This window comes from Kutzneria sp. NPDC052558, from assembly GCF_044547355.1.
Taxonomy (GTDB): Bacteria; Actinomycetota; Actinomycetes; order Mycobacteriales; family Pseudonocardiaceae; genus Kutzneria.
In genome coordinates, this window is sequence record NZ_JBIUAG010000017.1 from 114,720 (window position 1) to 138,244 (window position 23,525).

Sequence of the window (23,525 nt, forward strand, 5' to 3'; positions counted from 1 at the left end):
AGCGTGGTTAGAGTGCGGACGCATGAGCAGTGCGACCGAGCCAGTGGGTGTCGCTCCAACGGCGGAGCCGGACATCCACACCACCGCGGGCAAGCTGGCCGACCTCTATCGCCGCAACGACGAGGCGGTGCACGCCGGTTCCGAGCGTGCGATCTCCAAGCAGCACGCCAAGGGCAAGCTCACCGCCCGGGAGCGCATCGACCTGCTGCTCGACCCCGGCTCGTTCATCGAGCTGGACGAGCACGCCCGCCACCGGTCCACCAACTTCGGCCAGGAGCGCAACCGGCCCTACGGCGACGGCGTGGTCACCGGCTACGGCACCGTCGACGGCCGCCGGGTGTGCGTGTTCAGCCAGGACGTGACCATCTTCGGCGGCTCGCTGGGCGAGGTCTACGGCGAGAAGATCGTCAAGATCATGGACCTGGCCATGAAGACCGGCAGCCCGATCGTCGGCATCAACGAGGGCGGCGGCGCGCGCATCCAGGAGGGCGTGGTCTCGCTCGGCCTGTACGGCGAGATCTTCCGCCGCAACACCCACGCCTCCGGCGTGATCCCGCAGATCTCGCTGATCATGGGCTCGGCCGCCGGCGGCCACGTCTACTCGCCGGCGCTGACCGACTTCACCGTGATGGTGGACAAGACCTCGCACATGTTCATCACCGGCCCGGACGTGATCAAGACCGTCACCGGCGAGGACGTGGGCTTCGAGGAGCTGGGCGGCGGCCGCACCCACAACACCAAGTCCGGCAACGCGCACTACCTCGGCACGGACGAGCAGGACGCGATCGCCTACGTCAAGGAACTGCTGTCCTACCTGCCGTCCAACAACCTGTCCGAGCCGCCGGTGTTCCCGGGCCTGGTCGAGGACGGCTCGGTGGCCGAGACGCTCACCGACACCGACCGCGAGCTGGACACGCTCATCCCGGACTCGGCCAACCAGCCCTACGACATCCACGAGGTGATCTCCCGGGTCGTCGACGACGGCGAGTTCCTGGAGGTGCACCAGCTGTTCGCGCCGAACATCGTGGTCGGCTTCGGCCGGGTCGAGGGGCACGCGGTCGGCGTGGTGGCCAACCAGCCCACCCAGTTCGCCGGCTGCCTGGACATCGACGCCAGCGAGAAGGCGGCCCGGTTCGTGCGGACCTGCGACGCCTTCAACATCCCGGTGCTGACCTTCGTGGACGTGCCGGGCTTCCTGCCGGGCACCGACCAGGAGTGGAACGGCATCATCCGGCGCGGCGCGAAGCTGATCTACGCCTACGCCGAGGCCACGGTCCCGCTGGTCACCGTGATCACCCGCAAGGCCTACGGCGGCGCCTACGACGTGATGGGCTCCAAGCACCTGGGCGCGGACCTGAACCTGGCCTGGCCGACCGCGCAGATCGCGGTGATGGGCGCGCAGGGCGCGGCCAACATCGTGCACCGGCGCACGCTGACCGAGGCCAAGGAGCGCGGCGAGGACGTGGAAGCGTTGCGGGCCAAGCTGATCCAGGAGTACGAGGACACGCTCTGCAACCCGTACCAGGCGGCCGAGCGCGGCTACGTGGACTCGGTGATCCCGCCCTCCTACACCCGCGGCTACGTCGCCCGGGCGCTGCGCACGCTGCGGGAGAAGCGGGAAGCCCTGCCGCCCAAGAAGCATGGGAACATCCCCCTGTGAGCGGGAGCACTGTGAGCGGGGACGCCGTGAGCGGGCCGGTCCGTCCGCTGCTGCGCGTCGTCCGGGGCAATCCGGACGACGCCGAACTCGCCGCGCTGGCCGCCGTGGTCAGCGCGGTCGCCGCCGCCCCGGCTCCCGCCGAGGAGCCCGCCGCCCGATCCCGTTGGGGCATGCCGCAGTTGGGCCGACAGCTGCGGCCCGGCCCCGGCGCGTGGCAGTTCTCCGCCCGGTAACAACAGACCCGCCTATCGGCTCTACTCCCCGGGTTCGACGGGTTCCTAACGTCATTCCGGTGAAGGTGACACGGTTATCCTCCCTGCTGACCGTCCTGGTCGCCGGGCTCGGGCTGCTGCTCGTCCCGGCGGCCGCAGGCGCCGCGCCGCACGACAGCGGCAGCCAGCCGACCTACTCCTACGCCAACGCCATCCGTGAGACCGCGTGGGTCGACACCGGGTTGAAGGACCCGACCGGCAAGGCGGTCCGGGTCGCCGCGGACATCATCCGCCCGTCGGAGCTGAGCTCCGGGGTGCCGGTGATCATGGATGCCAGCCCGTACTACTCCTGCTGCGGGCGGGGCAACGAGAGCCAGCTCAAGACCTACGACTCCGCCGGCAAGCCGGTGCAGTTCCCGCTGTACTACGACAACTACTTCGTGCCCCGCGGCTACGCCATCGTGCTGGTCGACCTGGCCGGCACCAACCGGTCCAACGGCTGCGTGGACATCGGCGGCCCGTCGGACATCGGCTCGGCCAAGTCGGTGATCGACTGGCTCAACGGCCGCAAGACGGCGTACACCACGGCCACCGGCTCGACGACCGTGACGGCCACCTGGACCAGCGGCAGCGTCGGCATGATCGGCAAGTCCTGGGACGGCACCATCGCCAACGGCGTGGCCGCCACCGGGGTCGCCGGCCTGAAGACCATCGTGCCGATCTCGGCCATCTCCTCCTGGTACGACTACTACCGGGCCAACGGGGCCGACCTGACCTCCGGCCAGCCGTCCGGCCTGTCCAACCTGGTCGAGAACTCGGCCGCGCAGAGCGGGTGCGGGAGCGTGCAGTCGGCGATCGACACCGGCTCGCCGACCAACGGCAACTACACGTCCTGGTGGGACCAGCGCAACTACTACGCGCAGGCGGCCAACGTGCACGCCAGCGTGTTCGTCGCGCACGGCGTGGAGGACGACAACGTCAAGCCGATCAACTTCGGGCAGTGGTGGGACGCGCTGGCCGCGCACGGCGTCGAGCGCAAGATCTGGCTCTCGCAGACCAGCCATGTCGACCCGTTCGACTACCGCCGCGCGCAGTGGGTCGACACCCTGCACCAGTGGTTCGACCACTACCTGATGGGCATCGACAACGGCATCCAGAACGGCCCGCAGCTGTCGGTCGAGCGCACCCCCGACAACTGGGTCGACGCCGCGTCCTTCCCCGAGGCGGCCACCGCGACCGGGCTGAAGTTGAGCGCCACCAACACCAACGGCCTCGGCAAGCTCGGCAGCACCGCGCCGACCGCCGGCTCGGTGGAGTCGTTCACCGACAACCCCAGCCTGAGCGAGACCAACTGGGCCACCAGCCCGGACTCGGCCAACAGCGCCCGGGTCGTGTTCAGCAGCGGCACGCTGACCGCGCCGGTGACGGTCTCCGGCACCAGCACGATCACCGTGACGGCGTCGTCCTCGGCCAGCAGCGGGCAGGTGTCCGCGGTGCTGGTCGACCTCGGCCCGGAGACGATCCGCAACTGGTCGGGCAGCGGCGAGGGCATCACCACGCTGAGCACCAGGACCTGCTTCGGCTCCGGCACCACCGGGGACACCGGCTGCTTCCTCGACACCTCGGCCGACACCGTCAGCACCAACGCCTCGGTGATCTCCCGCGGCTGGGCCGACATCGGCCACTACGCGTCGCTGAACAGCAAGGCCACGCTGACGCCGGGCAAGGCGTACACGCTGACGTTCAAGCTGGCCCCGACCGACCACCAGGTGGCGGCCGGGCACCGGCTGGCGCTGATCGTGGGCGGCACCGACAACGGCTGGATCACCGCCGGCAGCGCCAAGCCGAAGATCACGCTGGACCTGACCAAGACCGCCATCCAGATCCCGCTGGTGGGGTCCCTTCCGTAGGTGAGGCCCTTGGGCGCGGATGGGTCTCACACACGCGAGACCCATCCGTGGCCTAGGGTTCGCAGCCGTGCGACTCGTGCTCGGCTCCCAGTCCTCCGCCCGTCTCACCGTGCTGCGCTCGGCCGGCATCGACCCGGTGGTCCGGGTCTCCGGCGTCGACGAGGACGCGGTCGCGGCGGCGCTCACCGATCCCCGCCCCGACGAGCTCGTCACGGCGCTGGCCGAGGCCAAGGCCCATGCCGTCGTCGCGGCCCTGGCCGGCGAGCCGACAGAGCTTCTGCAAGAGGCAGTCGTCGTCGGCTGCGACTCGATGCTGTCCATCAACGGCAAGATGGTCGGCAAGCCCGGCACGCCCGAGGTGGCCCGGGAGCGCTGGCGGGAGATGGCCGGCAAGACCGGCGAACTGCTCACCGGGCACGTGGTGCTGCGGCTCGTCGACGGCGTCGTGGACCGGGCCGCGCGGGGCGCGCAGGCCACCACCGTCCGCTTCGGCACGCCGAGCGACCGTGAGCTGGAGGCCTACATCGCCACCGGCGAGCCGCTGGCCGTGGCCGGCGGCTTCACCCTGGACGGCATGGGCGGCTGGTTCATCGACGGCATCGACGGCGACCACGGCAGCGTGCTCGGCATCAGCCTGCCGCTGACCCGCCGGCTGCTGGCCGAGGTCGGGGTCAGTGTGATCGACCTGTGGCCGGCTTCATGACTCATGACGGGCAGGCCGACAGCTTCGAGGCGACCGGCGCGACCTCCGGCCAGCCGGGCAGCTGCTGCGGCGTCGCGTAGGTGACGGTGCACCCGATCGGGTCGCCCATCAGCTGGAACACCGCCGCGGCGACCTTGGTGCACGAGGCGGCCGGGGTGTCGCCGCAGCGGCGCTGCGTCGTCACCACATCGGGGGTTCCGTCGCCGTCGACGTCCCGCAGCGCCAGGTAGCCGGCGTCCGAGCCGAACGGGATGGACGTCTGCCGCCACGCCCCGGCGTCGTCGGTGAAGACCTCGCCGATCAGGTCGGAGTCGTCCCCGTCCGGGCCCTGGAGCAGGCAGGCCGAGATCTTGCCCTCCTCGCAGGTGATCGAGTGCGCGTCCACGGTGGCGAGCTGCGAGCTGAAGATCACCGTGCCCCGGTCGGAGGTGACGCGCAGCCGCGCGAAGTGCCCCTTGGCGTCGGCCAGCAGCTCGACCGTCTCCTTGAACTGGGGCATCGCGACGCTGGTCAGCTTCAGGCACTCGGCCTGGCCGCACAGCTGGGCCGGTCCGGTCGACGGGTTCGGCGGGGGCGTGCTCGACGACGGCTGGGCCGACGCGGTCTCGCGCAGCTGGCGCAGCACCAGCGTCGCGCCGAGCGTGGTCGCCAGCACCAGCACCGCGACCACAACGGCGACGAACACCGGCTTGGACGTTCTCGTCACGCGCCGACACCTCCTCCGCTTCGCGCGCTCACCATGAGTCTGCACGTCAAACCGGGTTCCGCGCGCGCCGCGTCGTGAGCATGGTCTCCCCCCGCGCGGGGTTACTCGTCCGTAGACTGCTGCGAAACGCGTGCGTTCAGCTGGAAGTCGTACGAGGAGGTATGGCGTGCCAGAGTCGGCCGCAGACCTGGGTCCCATCACGCTGCACAAGGTCCTGGTCGCCAACCGTGGCGAGATCGCCGTCCGGGTGATCCGGGCCTGTCGGGACGCCGGCCTGGCCAGCGTCGCCGTCTACGCCGACCCGGACCGGGACGCGCCGTTCGCGCGGATGGCCGACGAGGCCTTCGCCCTCGGCGGCAGCACCCCCGGCGAGAGCTATCTCGTCATCGACAAGCTGCTGGACGTGGCCAAGCGGGCCGGCGCGGACGCCGTGCACCCCGGCTACGGCTTCCTGTCCGAGAACGCCGACTTCGCCCAGGCCGTGCTGGACGCCGGGCTGACCTGGATCGGCCCCTCGCCGCAGTCCATCCGCGACCTCGGCGACAAGGTCACCGCCCGGCACATCGCCATGCGCGCCGGCGCGCCCCTGGTGCCCGGCACCAAGGACCCGGTCGACGGCCCGGACGAGATCGTGGCCTTCGCCCGGGAGCACGGGCTGCCGGTGGCGATCAAGGCGGCGTTCGGCGGCGGCGGCCGGGGCCTGAAGGTGGCCCGCACGCTGGAGGAGATCCCCGAGCTGTTCGACTCCGCCGTCCGCGAGGCCGTCACGGCCTTCGGGCGCGGGGAGTGCTTCGTGGAGCGCTACCTGGACAAGCCACGGCACGTCGAGGCCCAGGTCATCGCCGACAAGCACGGCAACGTCATCGTGGTCGGCACCCGCGACTGCTCGTTGCAGCGCCGGCACCAGAAGCTGGTGGAGGAGGCCCCGGCCCCGTTCCTCACCGAGGAGCAGCGGGCCCGGATCCACTCCAGCGCCAAGGCGATCTGCGCCGAGGCCGGCTACTACGGCGCCGGCACCGTGGAGTACCTCGTCGGCCTGGACGGGTCGATCTCCTTCCTGGAGGTCAACACCCGCCTGCAGGTCGAGCACCCGGTCAGCGAGGAGACCTCCGGCATCGACCTGGTGCTGGAGCAGTTCCGCATCGCCGCCAACGAGAAGCTGCGCTTCACCGAGGACCCGACCCCGCGCGGGCACTCCATCGAGTTCCGGATCAACGGCGAGGACGCCGGCCGCAACTTCCTGCCCGCCCCGGGCGTGGTGCAGACGTTCATCGAGCCGGCGGGCCCCGGCGTGCGGGTCGACGCCGGCGTGCGGTCGGGCGACGTGATCGGCGGCCAGTTCGACTCGCTGCTGGCCAAGCTCATCGTCACCGGCGAGACCCGGCAGCAGGCGCTGGCGCGGGCCCGCCGGGCGTTGGACGAGATGGTCGTCGAGGGCATGGCCACCGTGCTGCCGTTCCACCGGGCGGTCGTGCGCGACCCGGCGTTCACCGCCGAGGACGGCTTCACCGTGCACACCCGGTGGATCGAGACCGAGTTCGACAACACCATCCCGCCCTTCACCGACCCGGCCGTGGCCGAGGAGGAGGACGGCGAGCGGCAGACCATCGTGGTCGAGGTCGGCGGTCGCCGGCTGGAGGTGTCGCTGCCCGGCACCCTGGCCGTCGGCGCCGCCGCACCGGCCGCCGCCAAGGCCAAGCCCCGCAAGCGCGCCGGCAAGAGCACAGCCGCCGTCTCCGGCGACGCGGTGGCGGCGCCGATGCAGGGCACCATCGTCAAGGTCGCCGTGGCCGACGGGCAGGCCGTCGAGGCCGGCGAGCTGCTGGTGGTGCTGGAGGCCATGAAGATGGAGAACCCGGTGACCGCGCACAAGGCCGGCACCGTGACCGGGCTCGCCGCCACACCGGGCGAAACGGTCACCCAGGGCACCGTGCTGCTGGAGATCAAGGACTGAACCTGACGGATGTCACTACAGGCCACCGTGGGTGGCCCGTACGATTGGGGTCGTGAACGACTCCCCGGACATGCGGATCGGTGACACCGAACGCGAGCAGGCGCTCGCCGCGCTCGGGGAGCACATGAGCGCCGGTCGACTGGACATCGACGAGTACGGCGAGCGCTCGGCCAAGGTGACCGCCGCGCGCACCCACCGGGAGCTCGTCGAGCTGTTCACCGACCTGCCGGATCCCAAGCCCGGATCCGTCCCGACGCCTCAGCCGGCGGCTGCCCCGCAGCCGCCGGCCGCAGTGCCGGCCGCCCCGGTGGAGAAGCGGAGCAACGCCCCGCGCATCTCCATGGCCGCCATCGCGGCGGCCAGCTGGCCGGTGGCCATCGCGGTCAGCTGGATCACTCATGACTGGGTGATCATGGCGATTCCGGTGCTGCTCAGCTGGTTCATGGGCGCGCTGTTCGGCGGCCGGGGCAACCACGACGACCGCCGTCGGGACCGGGACAAGTGGCGCGACGAGCGGCACCAGATGCGCGAGGACTTGCACCGCCGCCGGCGCGAGCTCCGTGGCCGCGACTGAGTCCACAGTGGACGGAATGCTGCTCGTGCTGCCGGACCGGGACGAGGCCGAGCGGCTGGCCGCCGAGCTGACTGCGCTGGGCTGGCGGCCGTGCGCCGTGCACAAGGAGCTGCTGGCCGGCGAGGACGACGCCGAGGACGCCGACTGGCTGGTCGAGCTGGCCACCGCGCCCGACGGCACGCCGGCGGCGGCCCACGAGGAGTTCCTGATCGAACTCGCAGACCGCGCCGAGGGGTTCGTGACCAGCATCAACTAGCGTGGCCGCCGTGGAACCGGTGGAGATCAACGCTGGTAAGTACTACCTGCGGCAGCTACGGGCCGACGACCGGATGGACGACCGGCCCTCGATTCTGGACGCGTTCACCGACCCGGTCAGCCGCCGCTGGATCAACCACCGGATCACCGACCTGGCCGGGGCCGGCGACTACGTGGCGCTGCGGGCCCGGCAGTGGGCCGACGACGAGCGCTGCTCGTGGGCGGTCGCCGACCAGAACACCGGCGAGCTGCTCGGCGAGGTCGGCCTCAAGGACCTGGACCTCACCGCGGGCTCGGCCGCGGCGGCCTGCTGGGCCGCGCCCCGGCACCGCAACCGCGGCGTGGTCAGCGACGGCCTGGCCGCCGCGCTGCGGTTCGGGGCCGGCGCGCTGGGGCTGCTCCGCGTCGACTACCTGTTCCAGGACGGCAACGAGCCGTCCCGGCGGGTGGCCGAGAAGTGCGGCTTCGGCTACCACCGCACCATCGACGAGTGCGGGGCCAAGGTGCACGTCTGGACCCGGTCGCTAGTCTGACCGGCCATGCGACTCGCGCTGCTCCTGCTGCTCGCGGCGGCGGCCCTCGCCGGCTGTTCGGTGTTCCCGGTCTCCGAGGCCAGCCAGACGCACTCCGACACCAGCTCGCCGGCCGCTCCCACGACCACCACGACCACGAAGCTCACGCTGCCGCCCCGGCCGCGGGAGATCCGGTTGGACAAGGTCAACCCGTGCACCGTGCTGACCAAGGACCAGCGGGCCGCGCTGAGCCTGGACACCACGCCCTCGCCGTACACCGACACCGAGCTCAAGGCCCGCGCCTGCACCATTCGGGGGACCTACAGCGGCCAGGTCGCCCGGCTCGCGCTGGTCACCACCGAGGGCGCGGAGCTGTGGATCTCCGACGAGGCCCAGAACACGGCCAAGGTGATCGCGGTCGTCGGCTTCCCGGCGCTGGAGGTCCGCACCCCCGGTTTGGACACGCTCTGTAACGTCGAGGTGGACGTGGCCGATGGCCAGTTCCTGGACGTGATGTTCCGCGACGGCGGCGGGGCGGCCCCCATCCCGCAAGATGATCTTTGCCTTGGCGCGCAAAGAGTCGCTGAAGCAGCCATGACTAGCCTGTCCGGCGGACACTGATGGCGGCTTGACAGGCCCAGCGGGGTGGATGTCACCCCGGCCACTCCCCATCGTCACGCACGGTCGCTAGAGTGTGGGCACCCAACCCCCGGAGGTCACTCGTGCCGCAGCGGACCACGACCCCCGACCCCGCCGCGATCGCCGCCGGCGGATTCCGGGTGGATCCGGCCGCCATCCCCGGACTGCGCAAGGTGTTCACCACCGCGCTGGTGAAGTTGGACAAGCAGATCGAGATGGCCGTCTCGGACGTGCGGATCCGGCCGTGGGCCGGCGACCCGGTCAGCCAGCAGGCCGCCACCGACTTCAACGACCACACCCTGGGCGTGGACTCCGCGCTGGACGCGCTGACCGCCTACCAGCGGCAGCTCAAGGGCGCGCTGGACGCGTTGACGCAGGTCGAGCAGGGGTACCACACCATCGAGCAGGAAAACACGACGCTGATCCAGCAGGGCGGCTGCTGATGTCCGGCGACGTGCGGTGGCGGGGCTACACCCACCAGGAGCTGTACGACGCGATCAACTCCGGGCCCGGCGCGGCCGCATCGGCCGATCCGGCCGCGCGCTGGGCCGCCATCTCCGGCGTGCTGGCCGAGATCAGCGGGGACCTGAGCAACGGCATCGGCGCCGCGCACGAGCACTGGGGCGGGGCCGCCGCCGAGTCCGCGCTGGGCGGGATCGCGCAGCTGGCACGGTGGGCCGACGCCGCGCACGCCGACGCCGCGACCGTGCGGGCCGGCGCCGAGGCCCAGGCCGACTACGTCACGCGGGCCCGGGCCGACATGCCGGCGCCGGTCAAGGCGCCCGAGCCCGGCCCGGCCGGCTGGCTCGGCGACCTGGTGTCGCTGTTCCTCGGGCAGGTCGACGCCGAGATCATCGAGGCCGCCCAGGACGCCGCCGCCACCCGGGCGTTCGAGGTGATGAGCACCTACGAGCACAACACCGCCGCCAACACCGGCTCGCTGCGTGCCTTCGACCCGGTGCCCGTCGTCACCGCCGCCCGGCCCCTGGTCCCCAGCCAGCGCGGGTACTGACTTTGCCCATCACCCTGTCCGAGCTGGAGTTCGACGTGCTCTGGGAGCACCTCCGGCTGGCCGAGATGCCGTTGGCGATCAAGGTCGCTTCCCCCGGCAAGACCCATGTCGAGCGGGAGGTCGTCGCCAAGACCGTGTGGGATTCGCTGGCCGACCGTGGGCTCGTCGGCGGGTCCCAGGGCATCGACCAGGACCTCGTCGACCTGATCGGCCTACTCGACCGGGCCGACTACGAGCTCGACGCCCGACTCTGGCTCGACGGCGGCGTTCGGGCCCTGATCGCCGCCAAGGGCCACGACGCCGTGCTGGCCCGGCTCGGCGACGGGCAGATGACCCTCAGCCCCGTCGAGATCTCCTCGCTGCCGCGGGCCGCGCTGTCCCTGCTGCCCGAGCTGGCCGCCGGTCCCGGCTACTCCATCACCGTGCCCAGCGCCGAGCTCGATGCCGCCGCCGCCGAGGCCGAGACCGCCGACGAGCTCGGCTGGATCCTGCGGGACCACGGCGTCTCACCCGACGAGGCCGACGAGCTCGCCGCCATGGTCGGCAACGTCCGCCGCCGCGGCCAGTTCGGCGCCGCCGCCCGCGACCAGCACGGCCGCCGCCACCGCCCCGACCGCGTCGTCGGCTTCTTCGACACCCCCCGCGGCCGCTACGTCCAGCTCCGCCGAGCCAAGCGCAACGCCGTCGCCTGGAGCACCATCGCCCCCGCCGACGACCGCCGCCTCGGCCAGCACATCACCGACCTCCTCAACGACGCCGTCAGCCTCACCCTCTGATTCACCCCACCACACCCACTTCCGCCGCACCACTTTTCCGCCACATGCGCTTCCCATGTGGCACCTGGGCGCAAATGGGAAGCGCATGTGGCAATCCCACCACCCTCGAAACGCCACATGCGCTTCCTACTTGGCGTCTGATGCCAAGTAGGAAGCGCATGTGGCAAAAAGCGGGGGCTAGCTGACCGGGTCGCGGAGGTCGCGGGCCTCGGGGGCGCTGATGCGGCGGGCGTCGGCGGCCTCGTCGTCGGGCTCGGACTGGGAGTCCCGCTCGGCCTGCACCCGGGCGTTGTAGACCTCGACCTCGCGGGCGATGCGGGCCTCGTCCCAGCCCAGCACGCCGGCCATCAGCCGGGCCACCTGCTCGGCGCAGTCGACGCCGCGGTGCGGGTACTCGATGGAGATCCGGGTCCGCCGGGTGAGGGCGTCCTCCAGGTGCAGGGCCCCCTCGTGGGAGGCGGCGTAGACGATCTCGACCTGGAGGTAGTCGGGGGCGGCGGGCAGCGGCCGCAGCAGGTCGGGGTCGCCGTTGGCGGCGTCGAGCACCTCGTGCACGAGCGAGCCGTAGCGGTCGAGCAGGTGCCGCACGCGGTAGGGGTGCAGCCCGTGTCGGGTGGCGAGCTGGTCGGCCTGGTTGACCAGCGCGTAGTAGCCGTCGGCCCCGAGCAGCGGGACCTTGTCGGTGATGGAGGGCTGCAACCGGCCGGTGAGGTCGGCCCCGGCGGCGTCGACGGCGTCGGCGGCCATCACGCGGTACGTCGTGTACTTGCCGCCGGCGATGGCGACCAGGCCGGGGGCGACCCGGGCGACGGCGTGCTCACGGGACAGCTTGGACGTGGACTCGTTCTCGCCGGCCAGCAGCGGCCGCAGCCCGGCGTACACGCCCTCGATGTCGTCGTGGGTGAGCGGCGTGGCCAGCACGGTGTTGACGTGGTTGAGGATGTAGTCGATGTCGGCCTTGGTGGCGGCCGGATGGGCCAGGTCGAGCTTCCAGTCGGTGTCGGTGGTGCCGACGATCCAGTGGTTGCGCCACGGGATGACGAACAGCACGGACTTCTCGGTGCGCAGGATGAGCCCGGACTCGGCGACGATCCGGTCCCGTGGCACCACGATGTGCACGCCCTTGCTGGCCCGCACCCGGAACCGGCCGCGGCTGCCGGACAGCCGCTGCAGCTCGTCGGTCCACACGCCGGTGCAGTTGATCACGACGTTGGCCTTGACCTCGGTCTCCCGGCCGTCCTCGACGTCACGCACGCGCACGCCGGAGATGCGGTCGGCCTCCCGCAGGAAGCCGGTGACCTGGGTCGAGGTCCGCACCACGGCGCCGTAGTGGGCGGCGGTGCGGCCGACGGTCATGGTGTGCCGGGCGTCGTCGGACTGCGCGTCGTAGTACCGGATGCCGCCGATGAGCGCGGACCGCTTGAGCGCCGGGAACATGCGCAGCGCGCCGGCCCGGGTCAGGTGCTTCTGCCCGGGCACCGAGCGGGCGCCGCCCATGGTGTCGTACATCAGCAGGCCGGCGGCGGTGTACGGGCGTTCCCACACCCGGTGGCTGAGCGGGTAGAGGAAGCTCACCGGCTTGACCAGGTGCGGCGCGATCCGGGTGAGCATCAGCTCCCGTTCCCGCAGCGCCTCCCGCACCAGGCCGAACTCCAACTGCTCCAGGTAGCGCAGGCCGCCGTGGAACAGCTTGCTGGACCGGCTGGACGTGCCGGACGCCAGATCCCGGGCCTCGACCAGGGCCACCCGCAGGCCGCGGGTCGCGGCGTCCAGCGCGGTGCCGGCCCCGACCACGCCGCCGCCGACCACCACGACGTCGAAGGTCTCCGAAGCCAGGCGCTGCCAGTCACGCTCCCGTTCGTCGAGACCTAGCCGCCCGGTCTCGGCCGAGGCCCGTGTCGGTGTCACTGGAGCTGCTGCTGGTTTCCGGGTGGCCACGCCACTCGCCTCCCGCCTGTTGGCTGCCTGGATCCGACGGATCATCACGCTACCTGTAACCGACCCGTGTCGGGCAGTGGAGCCGTTCGCCCATGGACAGCACTCGTACCGCTAAGTAACGTCCGATCTCCCGTTCCAACGGCGTCGACGGGCACGGAGGTGGGTATGGGCTATGGCGCGATCTTCGTCTGGGAGACGATCGGCACCGCGCTGCTGATCCTGCTGGGCACCGGGGTGGTGGCCAACGCGGTCCTGAAGAACACCAACGGCAACAGCGGCGGTGCGCTGTTCATCAATGTGGGCTGGGGTTTCGCGGTCTTCACCGGCGCGAGTGTCGCCAATCCGAGTGGTGCTCACCTGAATCCGGCGGTGACCCTGGGCCTGGCCGTGGCCGACAAGGTCAGCTGGGACAAGGTCCCCTTCTACATCGCCGGCCAGATGGTCGGCGCGATCATCGGCGCGATGCTGTGCTGGGCGACCTACAAGCTCCAGTTCGACAGGCACGACGAGCCGCAGAACACGCTCGGCATCTTCTCCACGGCCCCGCGCATCGCCGGCGCCGCGTGGAACCTGGTGACCGAGATCATCGGCACCTTCGTGCTGCTCATCTGGATCCTGGAGAGCCCGACCGTCAAGGCCGGCTCCGACGGCATCCCGCAGTTCGGCAACTCGGCGCTGGGCTACGCCGGCGTCTCGTTCGTGGTGCTGGTCATCGGCACCTCGCTCGGCGGCCCGACCGGCTACGCCATCAACCCGGCCCGCGACCTCGGCCCGCGCATCGCGTACGCGTTCCTGATGCCGATCAAGGGCAAGGGCGACGGCAACTGGGGATACTCCTGGATCCCGGTCGTCGGCCCGCTGGTCGGCGGCCTGCTCGCGGGACTGCTCGCGCTGGCCCTGCCCGCATCCTGACGTCTGCGAAAGGCGAATTCATGTCCTCCTATGTGGCCGCCATCGACCAGGGCACGACCTCGACCCGCTGCATGATCTTCGACCACTCCGGCCGGGTGGTCGCGGTCGACCAGAAGGAGCACCGGCAGATCTTCCCCCGCGCCGGCTGGGTCGAGCACGACCCCGACGAGGTGTGGACCAACACCAGAGAGGTCGCCGCCGGCGCGGTGGCCAAGGCCGACCTGCACGTCAGCGACATCGTCGCGGTGGGCATCACCAACCAGCGCGAGACCGCGGTGGTGTGGGACAAGACCACCGGCAAGCCGGTGCACAACGCGATCGTCTGGCAGGACACCCGCACCCAGGCCATCGTCGACGAGCTCGCCGGGGACGTCGGCGCGGAGCGCTACAAGGCCCGCACCGGCCTGCCGCTGGCCACCTACTTCTCCGGGCCGAAGATCCGCTGGATCCTCGACAACGTGGACGGGGCCCGGGCCAAGGCCGAGGCCGGCGACCTGCTGTTCGGCAACATGGACACCTGGGTGCTGTGGAACATGACCGGCGGCGTCGACGGCGGCGTGCACGTCACCGACCCGACCAACGCCTCCCGCACCCTGCTGATGGACCTGGACACGCTGGCCTGGGACGCCGACATCGCCAAGGACATGGGCGTGCCGCTGTCCATGCTGCCGGAGATCCGGTCCTCTTCCGAGGAGTACGGCAAGGTGCGCGAGCGGGGCGCGCTGGCCGGCGTGCCGATCGCCGGCATCCTCGGCGACCAGCAGGCGGCCACCTTCGGGCAGGCCTGCCTGTCCCCGGGCGAGGCCAAGAACACCTACGGCACCGGCAACTTCGTGCTGCTCAACACCGGCACCGAGAAGGTGCTCAGCGAGAACGGGCTGCTCACCACGGTCTGCTACAAGATCGGCACGAACGACACGGTGTACGCGCTGGAGGGCTCCATCGCCGTCACCGGCTCGCTCGTGCAGTGGATCCGCGACAACCTCGGCATGATCAGCTCGGCCGCCGAGATCGAGGAGCACGCCCGTTCGGTCGAGGACAACGGCGGCTGCTACTTCGTGCCCGCCTTCTCCGGCCTGTTCGCCCCGTACTGGCGGGCCGACGCCCGCGGCGCGATCGTCGGCCTCACCCGCTTCGTCAACCGGGGCCACCTCGCGCGGGCCGTCCTGGAGGCCACCGCCTTCCAGACCCGCGAGGTCATCGACGCCATGAACGCCGACTCCGGCGTGCCCCTGACGTCGTTGAAGGTCGACGGCGGCATGGTCGTCAACGAGCTGCTCATGCAGTTCCAGTCGGACATCCTCGGCGTGCCGGTGATCCGGCCGGTGGTCGCCGAGACCACCGCGCTCGGCGCCGCCTACGCCGCCGGCCTGGCCGTCGGCTTCTGGAAGAGCGAGGACGACATCCGCCAGAACTGGGCCAAGGACAAGGAGTGGACCCCGGCGATGGACGAGGACCGCCGGGCGTCGGAGTACGCGAACTGGAAGAAGGCCGTCACCAAGACCTTCGACTGGGTGGAGTGACCTCCCGGTGTGAGGGGCCGGCTCCGGTCCCTCACACCCTGTCCAGCGTGGCGAACACGATCACGTTGTCCACGTAGCTGTGGGCCTTGGCGTCGAACGCGCCGCCGCAGGTGATGACCCGCAGGTCGGCGGTGGTGGTGTCGCCGTAGACAGCGTCGGTCGGGAAGCTGTCCTTGCGGTCCAGCTCGACCTTCTGCACGGTGAACGTCGCGGTGTGGCCGTCCTGGCGGGCGACCGAGATCTTGTCGCCGGCGGCCAGCTCGTGCAGCCGGAAGAAGATGCCGGCCTGCTTGTTGCCGTCGACGTGGCCGAGGATGACCGCCGGCCCGATCTCGCCGGGCGTGGGGCCCTCCTTGTACCAGCCGGCCTGCATCGGCGTGCTGACCGGCGGCACCTCGATGGTCTGGTCGGCGTTGAGGCCCAGCGGCGCCAGCGACGAGTGCGCGCCGATCTTGGGGATGTCCACCGACACCGGCGTGGACGCTGGCAGCGCTGGACTCTGGGACGTGGTGGCGGTGGTGGTCGGCGCGGTGGCCGCGGCCGGCGCCGGGGCCGGCGGCTGCTGGCTGCCGCAGGCCGCCGTCAGCAGGCCCGCGGCCAGCACCAGGCCGACGAGGAACTTCTTCATCTGGCGCTCCGGGTGTTGGTCGCGCCGCCGTGGATTTCGTGCACCCCTGCAAAACGAAAGCCGCGACGGCGCGACCGCTGATGGGCGTGCCCATCGCCGAGGAGACGTAAACCGCCGGCGATGAGGTTGCCCGGGTCGTCGAAGTTCTTCGGACCGATCACTCGAAGACGGTCGCGGTGGCGCCGCCACCGGTCTGCGGAGCGCCGACCGGCTTCTTGGTCACCTGCTGGCTCGGCACCTTGAAGGTGGTGCTGATCGACTGCTTTCCGCAGGTCATCGTCAGCTTGTAGGCCCCGGCGACGATGCCCGGCTTCAGCGTCGCCTTGGCGAAGACGTTCGACGTGACGTGGTTGGTGTCGACGCCGTAGGTGTAGCCGCTGAACGTCAGCGCCGGCGAGGAGAACACGCCCTTGTCACCGGGGCAGTAGCCGAAGGCGGTGTTGCCTTCCTTGAACTGGTACACGTTCATGCGACCCGGCAGCGCGGCGGTGTCGGCGTTGAGCTGCACGGACAGCTGGTTCTGCCCGGCCGGCGGGGCCGGCGTGGTGGTCGGTGGCGCGGTCGTCGTGTCCGGCACCGTGAAGCTGACCGAGCCGGTGCCTCTGCCGTCGCAGGCCACCGACAGCGTGTAGGTGCCGGGCCCGACCCCGGGCTTCAGCGTCGCGGTGGCCGCCTGGGTGATGTAGAAGTGGTTCGACTGGTTGTAGGAGTAGTCGCTGAAGTCCAGCGCGGACGACTCGAACGTGCCGTGGCCGGCGCAGTTGCCGTAGGCCCGGTTCGTCCCGGTGAGCTGGTAGACGTTCAGCGTGGCGCCGTCGTTGAGCTGCGTCACCGTGTAGTCGGCGGCCAACGCCATGGGCGCGGCGGCGAGCACGGCGGTGGCGGCGATGGCGCCGCCGACGATGGTTTTGGCGAGCATTGTTGGGTTCCCCCCGTGATTTCCGATTCTAACGACAACAAGACGTCGCTCGATCGGGCAGAGTTGCGCCTGACCTGGGGCAACCTTTTCGGGGGGACGTGCGTTTCGCTCAGTCCAGGTCGTCGTGCCGCATCAGCTGGCGGCCCGCGTCGGTGATCGAACCGGACAGCGACGGGTACACCGAGAACGTGTGGGCCAGGTGCTCGACGGTGAGCTGGTTCTGCACGGCCAGCGCGATCGGCAGGATCAGCTCGCTGGCCGACGGGGCCACCACGACGCCGCCGATGACCACGCCGGTGGCCGGGCGGCAGAACAGCTTCACGAAGCCGCGGCGCAGGCCCTCCATCTTGGCCCGCGGGTTGGTGGCCAGCGGCAGCATGATCGTGCGGGCCGGCACCTCCCCGGAGTCGATGGCCTGCTGGCTGATGCCGACCGTGGCGATCTCCGGGTTGGTGAACACGTTCGCAGCCACCGTCTTCAGCCGGATCGGCTGCACGCCCTCGCCGAGCGCGTGCCACATCGCGATACGGCCCTGCATGGCGGCCACCGAGGCCAGCATCAGCACGCCGGTGCAGTCGCCGGCCGCGTAGACGCCGCTGACCGAGGTGCGGGACACCCGGTCCACCGGGATGAAGCCGCCCTTGGCCGGCTCGATGCCGAGCCGGTCCAGGCCGATGTCGGAGGTGTTGGGCACCGAGCCGACGGTCATCAGGGCGTGGCTTCCCTCGACCGTGCGACCGTCCTCCAGGTAGACCTTCACGCCCTTCTCGGTGCGCTCCACCCGGTCGGCGCGGGCGTGCTTGGCCATCTCGCTGCCCCGCTCGGTGAACACGTCCTCCAGCACCGCGGCCGCGTCGGCGTCCTCGTGCGGCAGCACCCGGTCCCGGCTGGACACCAGCGTGACCTTGACGCCGATCTCGGTGTAGGCCGAGGCGAACTCGGCCCCGGTGACGCCGGAGCCGATCACGATCAGGTGCTCGGGCAGCTCGGTGAGGTCGTAGATCTGCCGCCAGTCCAGGATGCGCTCGCCGTCGGGCACCGCGCCCGGCAGCACCCGGGGCGTGGCGCCGGTGGCGATCAACACGACGTCGGCCGGCAGCACCTCCGAGCCGCCGTCCGCGGTGTGGGCGACGACACGGTGCTGGGCCAGGCCGGGCGCGTCGTCGCAGAACCGGGCGGTGCCGGTGATGATGCGCACACCCTCGCGCTGGAGCTTGGCCCGCACGTCCGCCGACTGGGCAAGGGCCAGGCCCTTCACCCGCCCGTGCACCACCGGCACGTCCACCGCCGCGTCCGAGTTGTCGGTGCGAATGCCCAGCTCACCGGCGTTGCGGAAGGCCGAGCGGGCGCCGGCCGACGCGATGTAGGTCTTGGACGGGACGCAGTCGTAGAGCACGCAGGCGCCACCGAGGCCGTCCCGCTCGACCACGGTCACGTCGGCCCCGTGCGGCGCGGCGACCAGCGCCGCCTCGTAGCCGGCCGGGCCACCGCCCATGATCACGATCCGGGTCACCGGGGATCCTCCCATTACACCTGTGCGCGGGCGTCTAGAACTTACATCCTCACGCGCCGAGCGCTCGGCGTCCCGACCCCTGATCACATCGGTCGCTAGGCTGTCGGTCGTGCCGCTCTACGCCGCGTACGGGTCCAACATGGATCCGAACCAGATGATGGAGCGAGCCCCGCACTCCCCGATGGCGGGGACCGGGTGGCTCGCCGGTTGGCGCCTGTCCTTCGGCGGCGAGGACCTCGGCTGGGAGGGTTCGCTCGCGACTATCGTCGAGGAGCCCGACTCCCAGGTCTTCGTCGTGCTGTACGACGTCAGCCCCCGTGACGAGGCCAGGCTGGACCGCTGGGAGGGATCCCTCGGCCTCTACAAGAAGATCAGGCTCCGGGCCCAGACCCTCGAGGGCACCGTCGTGGCCTGGCTCTACGTGCTCGACGCCTACGAGGGCGGTCTGCCCTCCGCCCGCTACCTCGGCGTCGTCGCCGACGCCGCCGAAGCCGCCGGCGCCCCCGACGACTACGTCAACGACCTGCGCACCCGCCCCTGCCGCGGCATCACCGGCTGACCCCCGCGCTCGGACAGACCGAATGTCGGTCTCGGGCCGGGCTTGAGCGGATTGGCCCGAAAGATGCTGTCAGCTGGTCCGTTTAGCCTCATCTGGTGGCTGTAGCGCTCACGGCGTTCGCGGACGAGTCCTTCCAGGAGGACCCCGTCCGCGGCTTCTACGTGCTCGCCGCCGCCGTCTTCCCGCCCGCCATCCACGAGGAAGTGCGCGAGCTCATGCTGGACCTGCGCGGCAGTCGCCGGGTCCACAAGCTGCACTGGAACGAGATGGACCCGAGGCAGCAGGAGGACTCGGCCAAGCGCCTGGCCTCGGTGGAGGGCTTCCATATGGTTACGGTCGGCACGCCGGTTCCACAGCGGCGGCAGGAGCGTGCTCGCGCCGCGTGCCTGACGCGGATGGTCGTCGAGCTGCACGGTCTGGGCGTCGGCCGGCTGTTGATGGAGGCACGCGAGCGTGAGCTCAATCGCCGGGACGTCCGGACGGTGGCCGGCGCTCGGTACGCCCTGCCGGCGTCCGCCGACTTCCGGATCGAGCACGAGTTCGCCGTCAAGGAGCCGTTGCTGTGGGCGGCGGACCTGGTGGCCGGCGCGGTGCGGAGCCATCGCCTCGGCGTGCGCGCACCACGGGCGCTCCTGGAGGACTGTCTCTGTGAGATCGCCATCGACACCGGCTGCGGACATGCGTAGAGCCAGGCTCCCGGTCTGCCCCAGGTCACCTGGCCCTGCGTCTCGCTCGGCACCCGCGGCACCGAACTCCCGACACCAAGGTACCACCCCGAAGCTGCCAGCCCGGCACACCGCGAGGCGGCAGTGGCTCGAGTGCCGGCGGGCTGGTGATGCCGACTGTGGACATGCGTAGGGCCAGGCTCCCGGTATGCCCCAGGTCACCTGGCCCTGCGTCTCGCTCGGCGCCCGCGGCGTCGGGCTCTGATCGGCAAAGTACCACTTCCGCCCTGATCAGTCCTTGACGAGGCGGGGGCGGGCGTTGGGGTCGGGGAACACGAAGCGCTTGAAGGCCCACCAGCGGAAGGCCATGGCGAGCAGGGTGCCGACGATCTGGGCGCTGATGAAGTCGGCGACCTGGACGCCGAAGGGGCTGAGGTGGTTGTGGTCGAGCAGGAGCACGTAGCGGGAGACCCACAGGGGCACCGAGTTGAGGGCCACGCCGATGCCGCTGACCAGGAAGAACAGGGCGGCCTCGTGGGGGCGTTCGCGGCCGCCGCGGGTGCGGAAGGACCACTCGCGGTTGAGGATGTACGACACGATGGTGGCGATGAGGGTCGCGATGATCTTGGCGGTGACCGGGTGGGTCGCCAGGACCGTGGTCTTGAGCCCCAGGAAGATCACCGTGTCGATGACGAAGCACGTCCCGCCGACAACGGCGAACTTCACCAGCTCGCGGTGCTTGAGCGCGAACGACCGGAACGGCTCCGGCACGCGCCTGATGAGGTTCTCGCCTACGGACACTCCGCCGAGTGTAGGGAGGAAAACCCCAGGTGTCCGTCCGGCCGGGTCAAGCGACCTGCGACGACTGCCCGTTCTCGTCGTCCTTGACGGCGTGCAGCCGGGCGACGCTGCCGGACCGCTCGGGCCGCACGTCGGCGGCCGGGAACACGAACTTCTTCAGCGCCCACCAGCGGAACACCATGGCGATCAGGGTGCCGACGATGGAGCCGAAGAAGAAGTCGGACAGTTCCTGCACGGGCATGCTGACCGCGGGCACCTGAAGCCCGAACAGGTAGCGCGAGACCAGCGTCGGCAGCAGGTTGATGCCCACGCAGATGGCGCTGACCAGGAAGAACAGGGCGGCCTCGTGATGTCCCTCACGGCCGCCGCGGGTCTGGAACGACCACTCGCGGCTGAGTACGTAGGACACGATGGTGGCCACGACGATGCCGATGGCCTGGGCGGTGATCGGCTTGGTGTCGAGCACGGTCAGCTTCAGACCGAACCAGACCACGTTCGTGATCACGAAGGTGGTGCCGCCGACGACCGCGAAACGCACCAGTTCGCGGTGCTTGATGACCAACGCGCGCAGAGGCGCCGGGAAGAGCTTGAACACGTACCGCACAACGCTCGACACTCCGGCAGTCTACGGACCGCCGCCTGAGAGGGTTCATCCGGTCACCCACAGTGCCCGATTGACACCGTTTGGGCTGGCTGTCGCTGTGCTTGTGGCGCCGCCTTCGGCGTCGCGGCTCGGCCCCCGGGTAGCCGGTGCCTCGCCCTTGCTGGATTTAGCCCGCCGCATCGGCTCGGGTGGGTGGTTGCGTCAGGTGGCGGCGGACGAAATCCAGCAACCGGGCGAAGCACCGGCGGGGCCTCGCGCTCTCTTGTGTTGGCGGCGCCAAAACTCAGCAGAACGGCCAGCGGGGGTCGAGCAGTGGTAGGCACAGCCCGCCGCCGGGATCGCTGGGGCCGGGCGGAGGCGTGCTTGACGGCGGGCTCGTGGTCGTCGTCGGCGCAGGCGTGGTTGTGGTCGGGGTCTCGACGGGCGGCGGAGGCTCGGTGGTGGTGCGGGCCGGCGGCTCGGGAGTCGTGGTCCGTGCCGGCGGCTCCGACTTCGTCGTCGGCGGGGGCGTGGTGGACGTCGTGGTCGACGGGATCGTCGGCAGGGTGGTGGTCGGCGTGGTCACCGGCACGCCCGGCAGCGGCATCGGCGGCAGCTCGCCGGTGCCGGGGTCGCAGTCCAGCGGCACGTCGATCACCTTGTGGGCGCTGCCCAGCGAGGCGGCGACGGTCAGGGCGTCGTCACGGTGGTGCCAGCGGAACACCCACACGCCGAACCGGACGGTCTGCCCCCGGTCCAGGTCGAACTTGCAGTTGATCTGCTCGCCGTCCTGCTGGCACGGCGCGAGCGTGAACAGCCAGCCGTCGCGCGGCGCGTTCACGGTCACGGTGGCGGCGCCGGCGTGCGTGCTCCGGTTGGTGACCGACACGTCGACCCGCGGCGTCCAGTAGTCGTGCCGCCAGACCTGGGCGCTCAGGTCGAGGTCGTCGATCTGCCGCACCTGCACGTCGACGCTGGTCAGCTGGATGGCCATGCCGCCGCCGGCCACGATGGAGCCGGTGATCTGGCCGCCGGTGGCGTCCGGCCCGGCGCTCAGCTCGAACCGGAAGGTGACGGACTCGGCCGGCGCCAGCCCGATGCCGGTGGTGCAGCTGATGGTGCCGGTGCCGCCGGTGCAGCTGATGGTCTGCTTGTCGTCGGCGGCGAGCAGGTCCCGTTGGGCGAACGACTGCGTGCCACCGGGGGCGGCGGTGACGCCCGCGGGCAGGTTCAGCATGGCGGTCACCGGCTCGGACGTGCCGTTGCCGTTGTTGGTCACGGTCACCGGCAGCTCTACAGCCGGCCCGCCGGGCACGAGGCTGATCGGCTGCCCCGGCACCGAGGGGACGAGGTCCGCCTTCGGCGCGGTGGTGGTGGTTGTCGTCGTGGTCGGTGGCGGTGGCGCGGCCGGGGGCGGCGACGAAGGGCTCGTGGTGGTTGGAGTCGTCGGCGTCGTGGTCGGAGTCGGGGTCTGCGTGGGCGTGCTCGGCGTCGCGGGCGCTGTCGTGGCCGGGGGAGGAGGCGGTGGCGGCGCGGCGGTGGCGGTGACGGGCTTGGTCTGCCCGGCCGTCAACGCGAGCGCGACGACCACGGCCAGGGCGGCGGCGGAAGCGCCGACGCCGATCATCTGCCGCGGCACGGAACTCGCAGCGCCGGCCGCACCACCCGCGGCCCCGGCGGCGCTGCCGGCGGCGAGGACGGTGGCCGCCTTCGCGGTGGAGGCGCCGATGGTGGCGAGGTAGCCGGCAGCGCCGATGCCGAGCACCAGCGGGGCGACGACGGCGCGCAGCGCACCGTTCACGTCGGCGAGCTCGGCGGCCAGCGCACGGCACCGCTCGCACTCGTCCAGGTGGGTCTCGACCTGCGCCGTCTCACGCTTCGACAGGCCGCCACGCGTCCACGCGCCCAGCCGGTCGACCGTGGCGCGGCAGCGGTCGGCGGTGCTCTCCGCGAGGTGGACCTGGAGGTATGCCTGCCGCAGGCCCTCGCGGGCCCGGTACGCCAGCGCCGACACGCCGTTCGCGGTCAGCCCCAGGATCGGAGCGACGTCCGCGGGGGACATGCCCTCGATCTCGGTGTGCCACAGCACCGCCTGCCAGCGTTCGGGCAGCCGGGCGAACGCCTTCGCGGCGAGCGAGCGCTCCAGCCCGGACACGGCGGTGTCGCTGAACTGCACGCTGATGGCTTCGGGACTGGCGACCTCGGTGACGTCCTCGGCCAGCTCCAGCTTGCGGTCACGGCGCGTCTTGTCGTACGCGGTGTGCCGCAGCGCGGTCAGCAGGTAGGCGCGGAACGCCGAGTCCGGGCCGCGGCCGTCGCGCAGCGTGTCGAGCACCTTGGCGAACGCCTCGGCGACCAGGTCGTCCGCCTCGGCCGTGGACCGGGTCAACTGTCGCGCCAGGTTGTACGCCGCGCCGACGTGCCGCTCGTACAGCGAGCCGTAGGCGGCCGTGTCCCCGCCCCTGACCGAGTCGATCAGCTCCGCGTCGCTGGGACCAGGCGCATCCAGAGGAGCTGTCGCCACCGGTCCCCCCTTCCATCCCTGCTGAGGGCACACAGTCTGACGGAACA

Annotated in this window: 25 protein-coding genes; 16 read left to right on the forward strand and 9 right to left on the reverse strand. The window is 71.1% G+C overall.

Annotated elements, in window-relative coordinates; genetic code table 11:
• The first annotated feature begins 22 nt into the window (after positions 1 to 22).
• The 4 genes from ACIG5F_RS28545 (at position 23) to ACIG5F_RS28560 (ending at position 4,485) form a co-directional block, all read left to right on the forward strand.
• Positions 23 to 1,660: an acyl-CoA carboxylase subunit beta gene (locus ACIG5F_RS28545; protein WP_396522653.1), complete on the forward strand. Its 1,638-nt coding sequence runs from the start codon at positions 23 to 25 to the stop codon at positions 1,658 to 1,660.
• Positions 1,657 to 1,893, forward strand: coding sequence for an acyl-CoA carboxylase epsilon subunit (locus ACIG5F_RS28550; RefSeq protein ID WP_396522655.1), 237 nt, complete (start codon positions 1,657 to 1,659; stop codon positions 1,891 to 1,893). Before ACIG5F_RS28545 ends, ACIG5F_RS28550 begins: the two co-directional genes overlap by 4 nt.
• Before the next feature lie 59 nt (positions 1,894 to 1,952).
• Positions 1,953 to 3,782 carry a Xaa-Pro dipeptidyl-peptidase gene (locus ACIG5F_RS28555; protein ID WP_396522657.1) on the forward strand — a complete coding sequence of 610 codons (1,830 nt, stop codon included), beginning with the start codon at positions 1,953 to 1,955 and terminating at the stop codon, positions 3,780 to 3,782.
• Positions 3,783 to 3,849: 67 nt separating this feature from the next.
• The gene (locus tag ACIG5F_RS28560; protein WP_396522659.1) at positions 3,850 to 4,485 is read left to right on the forward strand and encodes a Maf family protein; all 636 of its coding nucleotides are present in this window, start codon (positions 3,850 to 3,852) and stop codon (positions 4,483 to 4,485) included.
• A gap of 1 nt (position 4,486) precedes the next feature.
• On the opposite strand, the gene ACIG5F_RS28565 is transcribed toward ACIG5F_RS28560, so the two are convergent.
• Positions 4,487 to 5,191 (reverse strand): hypothetical protein, encoded by a 705-nt coding sequence (locus ACIG5F_RS28565; RefSeq protein WP_396522661.1) that lies wholly within the window; start codon positions 5,189 to 5,191, stop codon positions 4,487 to 4,489.
• 166 nt (positions 5,192 to 5,357) lie between these two features.
• On the opposite strand from ACIG5F_RS28565, the gene ACIG5F_RS28570 reads away from it, so the two are divergent.
• From ACIG5F_RS28570 to ACIG5F_RS28605, 8 genes are all read left to right on the forward strand, one after another.
• Complete coding sequence (locus ACIG5F_RS28570) at positions 5,358 to 7,145, forward strand: acetyl/propionyl/methylcrotonyl-CoA carboxylase subunit alpha (RefSeq protein ID WP_396522663.1); 1,788 nt, start codon at positions 5,358 to 5,360, stop codon at positions 7,143 to 7,145.
• Between the two features lie 52 nt (positions 7,146 to 7,197).
• Positions 7,198 to 7,719, forward strand: coding sequence for a DUF1707 domain-containing protein (locus tag ACIG5F_RS28575; RefSeq protein WP_396522665.1), 522 nt, complete (start codon positions 7,198 to 7,200; stop codon positions 7,717 to 7,719).
• Positions 7,720 to 7,735: 16 nt separating this feature from the next.
• Positions 7,736 to 7,975, forward strand: a complete 240-nt coding sequence (locus ACIG5F_RS28580; protein WP_396522667.1) for a hypothetical protein — start codon at positions 7,736 to 7,738, stop codon at positions 7,973 to 7,975.
• Position 7,976: 1 nt separating this feature from the next.
• Positions 7,977 to 8,507 (forward strand): GNAT family N-acetyltransferase, encoded by a 531-nt coding sequence (locus ACIG5F_RS28585; protein ID WP_396522669.1) that lies wholly within the window; start codon positions 7,977 to 7,979, stop codon positions 8,505 to 8,507.
• Between the two features lie 6 nt (positions 8,508 to 8,513).
• Positions 8,514 to 9,107: a DUF3558 domain-containing protein gene (locus ACIG5F_RS28590; RefSeq protein WP_396522671.1), complete on the forward strand. Its 594-nt coding sequence runs from the start codon at positions 8,514 to 8,516 to the stop codon at positions 9,105 to 9,107.
• A gap of 101 nt (positions 9,108 to 9,208) precedes the next feature.
• Positions 9,209 to 9,568 (forward strand): transcriptional regulator, encoded by a 360-nt coding sequence (locus tag ACIG5F_RS28595; protein WP_396522673.1) that lies wholly within the window; start codon positions 9,209 to 9,211, stop codon positions 9,566 to 9,568.
• Entirely contained in the window at positions 9,568 to 10,137 is a 570-nt protein-coding gene (locus tag ACIG5F_RS28600) for a PPE domain-containing protein (protein WP_396522675.1), read from the forward strand. Before ACIG5F_RS28595 ends, ACIG5F_RS28600 begins: the two co-directional genes overlap by 1 nt.
• Before the next feature lie 2 nt (positions 10,138 to 10,139).
• Complete coding sequence (locus ACIG5F_RS28605) at positions 10,140 to 10,913, forward strand: ESX secretion-associated protein EspG (protein WP_396522677.1); 774 nt, start codon at positions 10,140 to 10,142, stop codon at positions 10,911 to 10,913.
• A gap of 177 nt (positions 10,914 to 11,090) precedes the next feature.
• Here the strand turns inward: ACIG5F_RS28605 and ACIG5F_RS28610 are convergent, their stop codons facing one another.
• Complete coding sequence (locus ACIG5F_RS28610) at positions 11,091 to 12,896, reverse strand: glycerol-3-phosphate dehydrogenase/oxidase (RefSeq protein ID WP_396522678.1); 1,806 nt, start codon at positions 12,894 to 12,896, stop codon at positions 11,091 to 11,093.
• A 120-nt stretch (positions 12,897 to 13,016) separates the two neighbouring features.
• Between ACIG5F_RS28610 and ACIG5F_RS28615 the strand changes: the two genes are divergently transcribed.
• Both ACIG5F_RS28615 and glpK read left to right on the forward strand, forming a co-directional pair.
• Positions 13,017 to 13,763 (forward strand): MIP/aquaporin family protein, encoded by a 747-nt coding sequence (locus ACIG5F_RS28615; protein ID WP_396522680.1) that lies wholly within the window; start codon positions 13,017 to 13,019, stop codon positions 13,761 to 13,763.
• Between the two features lie 20 nt (positions 13,764 to 13,783).
• Positions 13,784 to 15,286, forward strand: coding sequence for a glycerol kinase GlpK (gene glpK, locus ACIG5F_RS28620; RefSeq protein WP_396522682.1), 1,503 nt, complete (start codon positions 13,784 to 13,786; stop codon positions 15,284 to 15,286).
• 31 nt (positions 15,287 to 15,317) lie between these two features.
• Here glpK and ACIG5F_RS28625 read toward each other — a convergent pair whose 3' ends face one another.
• The 4 genes from ACIG5F_RS28625 to ACIG5F_RS28640 all read right to left on the reverse strand — a co-directional run bounded on the left by ACIG5F_RS28625 (position 15,318) and on the right by ACIG5F_RS28640 (position 18,346).
• Positions 15,318 to 15,914, reverse strand: coding sequence for a class F sortase (locus ACIG5F_RS28625; RefSeq protein ID WP_396522684.1), 597 nt, complete (start codon positions 15,912 to 15,914; stop codon positions 15,318 to 15,320).
• Positions 15,911 to 16,075, reverse strand: coding sequence for a hypothetical protein (locus ACIG5F_RS28630; protein ID WP_396522686.1), 165 nt, complete (start codon positions 16,073 to 16,075; stop codon positions 15,911 to 15,913). The genes ACIG5F_RS28625 and ACIG5F_RS28630 overlap by 4 nt, the downstream gene beginning before the upstream one ends.
• Positions 16,072 to 16,833 (reverse strand): hypothetical protein, encoded by a 762-nt coding sequence (locus ACIG5F_RS28635; RefSeq protein WP_396522688.1) that lies wholly within the window; start codon positions 16,831 to 16,833, stop codon positions 16,072 to 16,074. The genes ACIG5F_RS28630 and ACIG5F_RS28635 overlap by 4 nt, the downstream gene beginning before the upstream one ends.
• Positions 16,834 to 16,942: 109 nt before the next feature.
• On the reverse strand, positions 16,943 to 18,346 hold the full coding sequence (locus ACIG5F_RS28640; protein WP_396522689.1) for an NAD(P)H-quinone dehydrogenase: 1,404 nt from the start codon (positions 18,344 to 18,346) through the stop codon (positions 16,943 to 16,945).
• Between the two features lie 109 nt (positions 18,347 to 18,455).
• On the opposite strand from ACIG5F_RS28640, the gene ACIG5F_RS28645 reads away from it, so the two are divergent.
• Positions 18,456 to 18,905, forward strand: a complete 450-nt coding sequence (locus tag ACIG5F_RS28645; RefSeq protein WP_273935817.1) for a gamma-glutamylcyclotransferase family protein — start codon at positions 18,456 to 18,458, stop codon at positions 18,903 to 18,905.
• A gap of 95 nt (positions 18,906 to 19,000) precedes the next feature.
• The gene (locus ACIG5F_RS28650) at positions 19,001 to 19,591 is read left to right on the forward strand and encodes a hypothetical protein (protein ID WP_396522691.1); all 591 of its coding nucleotides are present in this window, start codon (positions 19,001 to 19,003) and stop codon (positions 19,589 to 19,591) included.
• A gap of 270 nt (positions 19,592 to 19,861) precedes the next feature.
• Here the strand turns inward: ACIG5F_RS28650 and ACIG5F_RS28655 are convergent, their stop codons facing one another.
• The 3 genes from ACIG5F_RS28655 to ACIG5F_RS28665 all read right to left on the reverse strand — a co-directional run bounded on the left by ACIG5F_RS28655 (position 19,862) and on the right by ACIG5F_RS28665 (position 23,478).
• Positions 19,862 to 20,371 (reverse strand): GtrA family protein, encoded by a 510-nt coding sequence (locus ACIG5F_RS28655; RefSeq protein WP_396522693.1) that lies wholly within the window; start codon positions 20,369 to 20,371, stop codon positions 19,862 to 19,864.
• 46 nt (positions 20,372 to 20,417) lie between these two features.
• Positions 20,418 to 20,987: a GtrA family protein gene (locus ACIG5F_RS28660; protein ID WP_396522695.1), complete on the reverse strand. Its 570-nt coding sequence runs from the start codon at positions 20,985 to 20,987 to the stop codon at positions 20,418 to 20,420.
• Between the two features lie 271 nt (positions 20,988 to 21,258).
• Positions 21,259 to 23,478 (reverse strand): sigma-70 family RNA polymerase sigma factor, encoded by a 2,220-nt coding sequence (locus ACIG5F_RS28665; protein ID WP_396522697.1) that lies wholly within the window; start codon positions 23,476 to 23,478, stop codon positions 21,259 to 21,261.
• Positions 23,479 to 23,525: the final 47 nt, after the last annotated feature.

Coding starts and splice junctions, on each gene's coding strand:
- ACIG5F_RS28625 (WP_396522684.1), bottom strand. CDS start 15,914: ATGAAGAAGTTCCTCGTCGGCCTGGTGCTGGCCGCGGGCCTGCTGACG.
- ACIG5F_RS28600 (WP_396522675.1), top strand. CDS start 9,568: ATGTCCGGCGACGTGCGGTGGCGGGGCTACACCCACCAGGAGCTGTAC.
- ACIG5F_RS28610 (WP_396522678.1), bottom strand. CDS start 12,896: ATGATCCGTCGGATCCAGGCAGCCAACAGGCGGGAGGCGAGTGGCGTG.
- ACIG5F_RS28615 (WP_396522680.1), top strand. CDS start 13,017: ATGGGCTATGGCGCGATCTTCGTCTGGGAGACGATCGGCACCGCGCTG.
- ACIG5F_RS28580 (WP_396522667.1), top strand. CDS start 7,736: ATGCTGCTCGTGCTGCCGGACCGGGACGAGGCCGAGCGGCTGGCCGCC.
- glpK (WP_396522682.1), top strand. CDS start 13,784: ATGTCCTCCTATGTGGCCGCCATCGACCAGGGCACGACCTCGACCCGC.
- ACIG5F_RS28590 (WP_396522671.1), top strand. CDS start 8,514: ATGCGACTCGCGCTGCTCCTGCTGCTCGCGGCGGCGGCCCTCGCCGGC.
- ACIG5F_RS28545 (WP_396522653.1), top strand. CDS start 23: ATGAGCAGTGCGACCGAGCCAGTGGGTGTCGCTCCAACGGCGGAGCCG.
- ACIG5F_RS28635 (WP_396522688.1), bottom strand. CDS start 16,833: ATGCTCGCCAAAACCATCGTCGGCGGCGCCATCGCCGCCACCGCCGTG.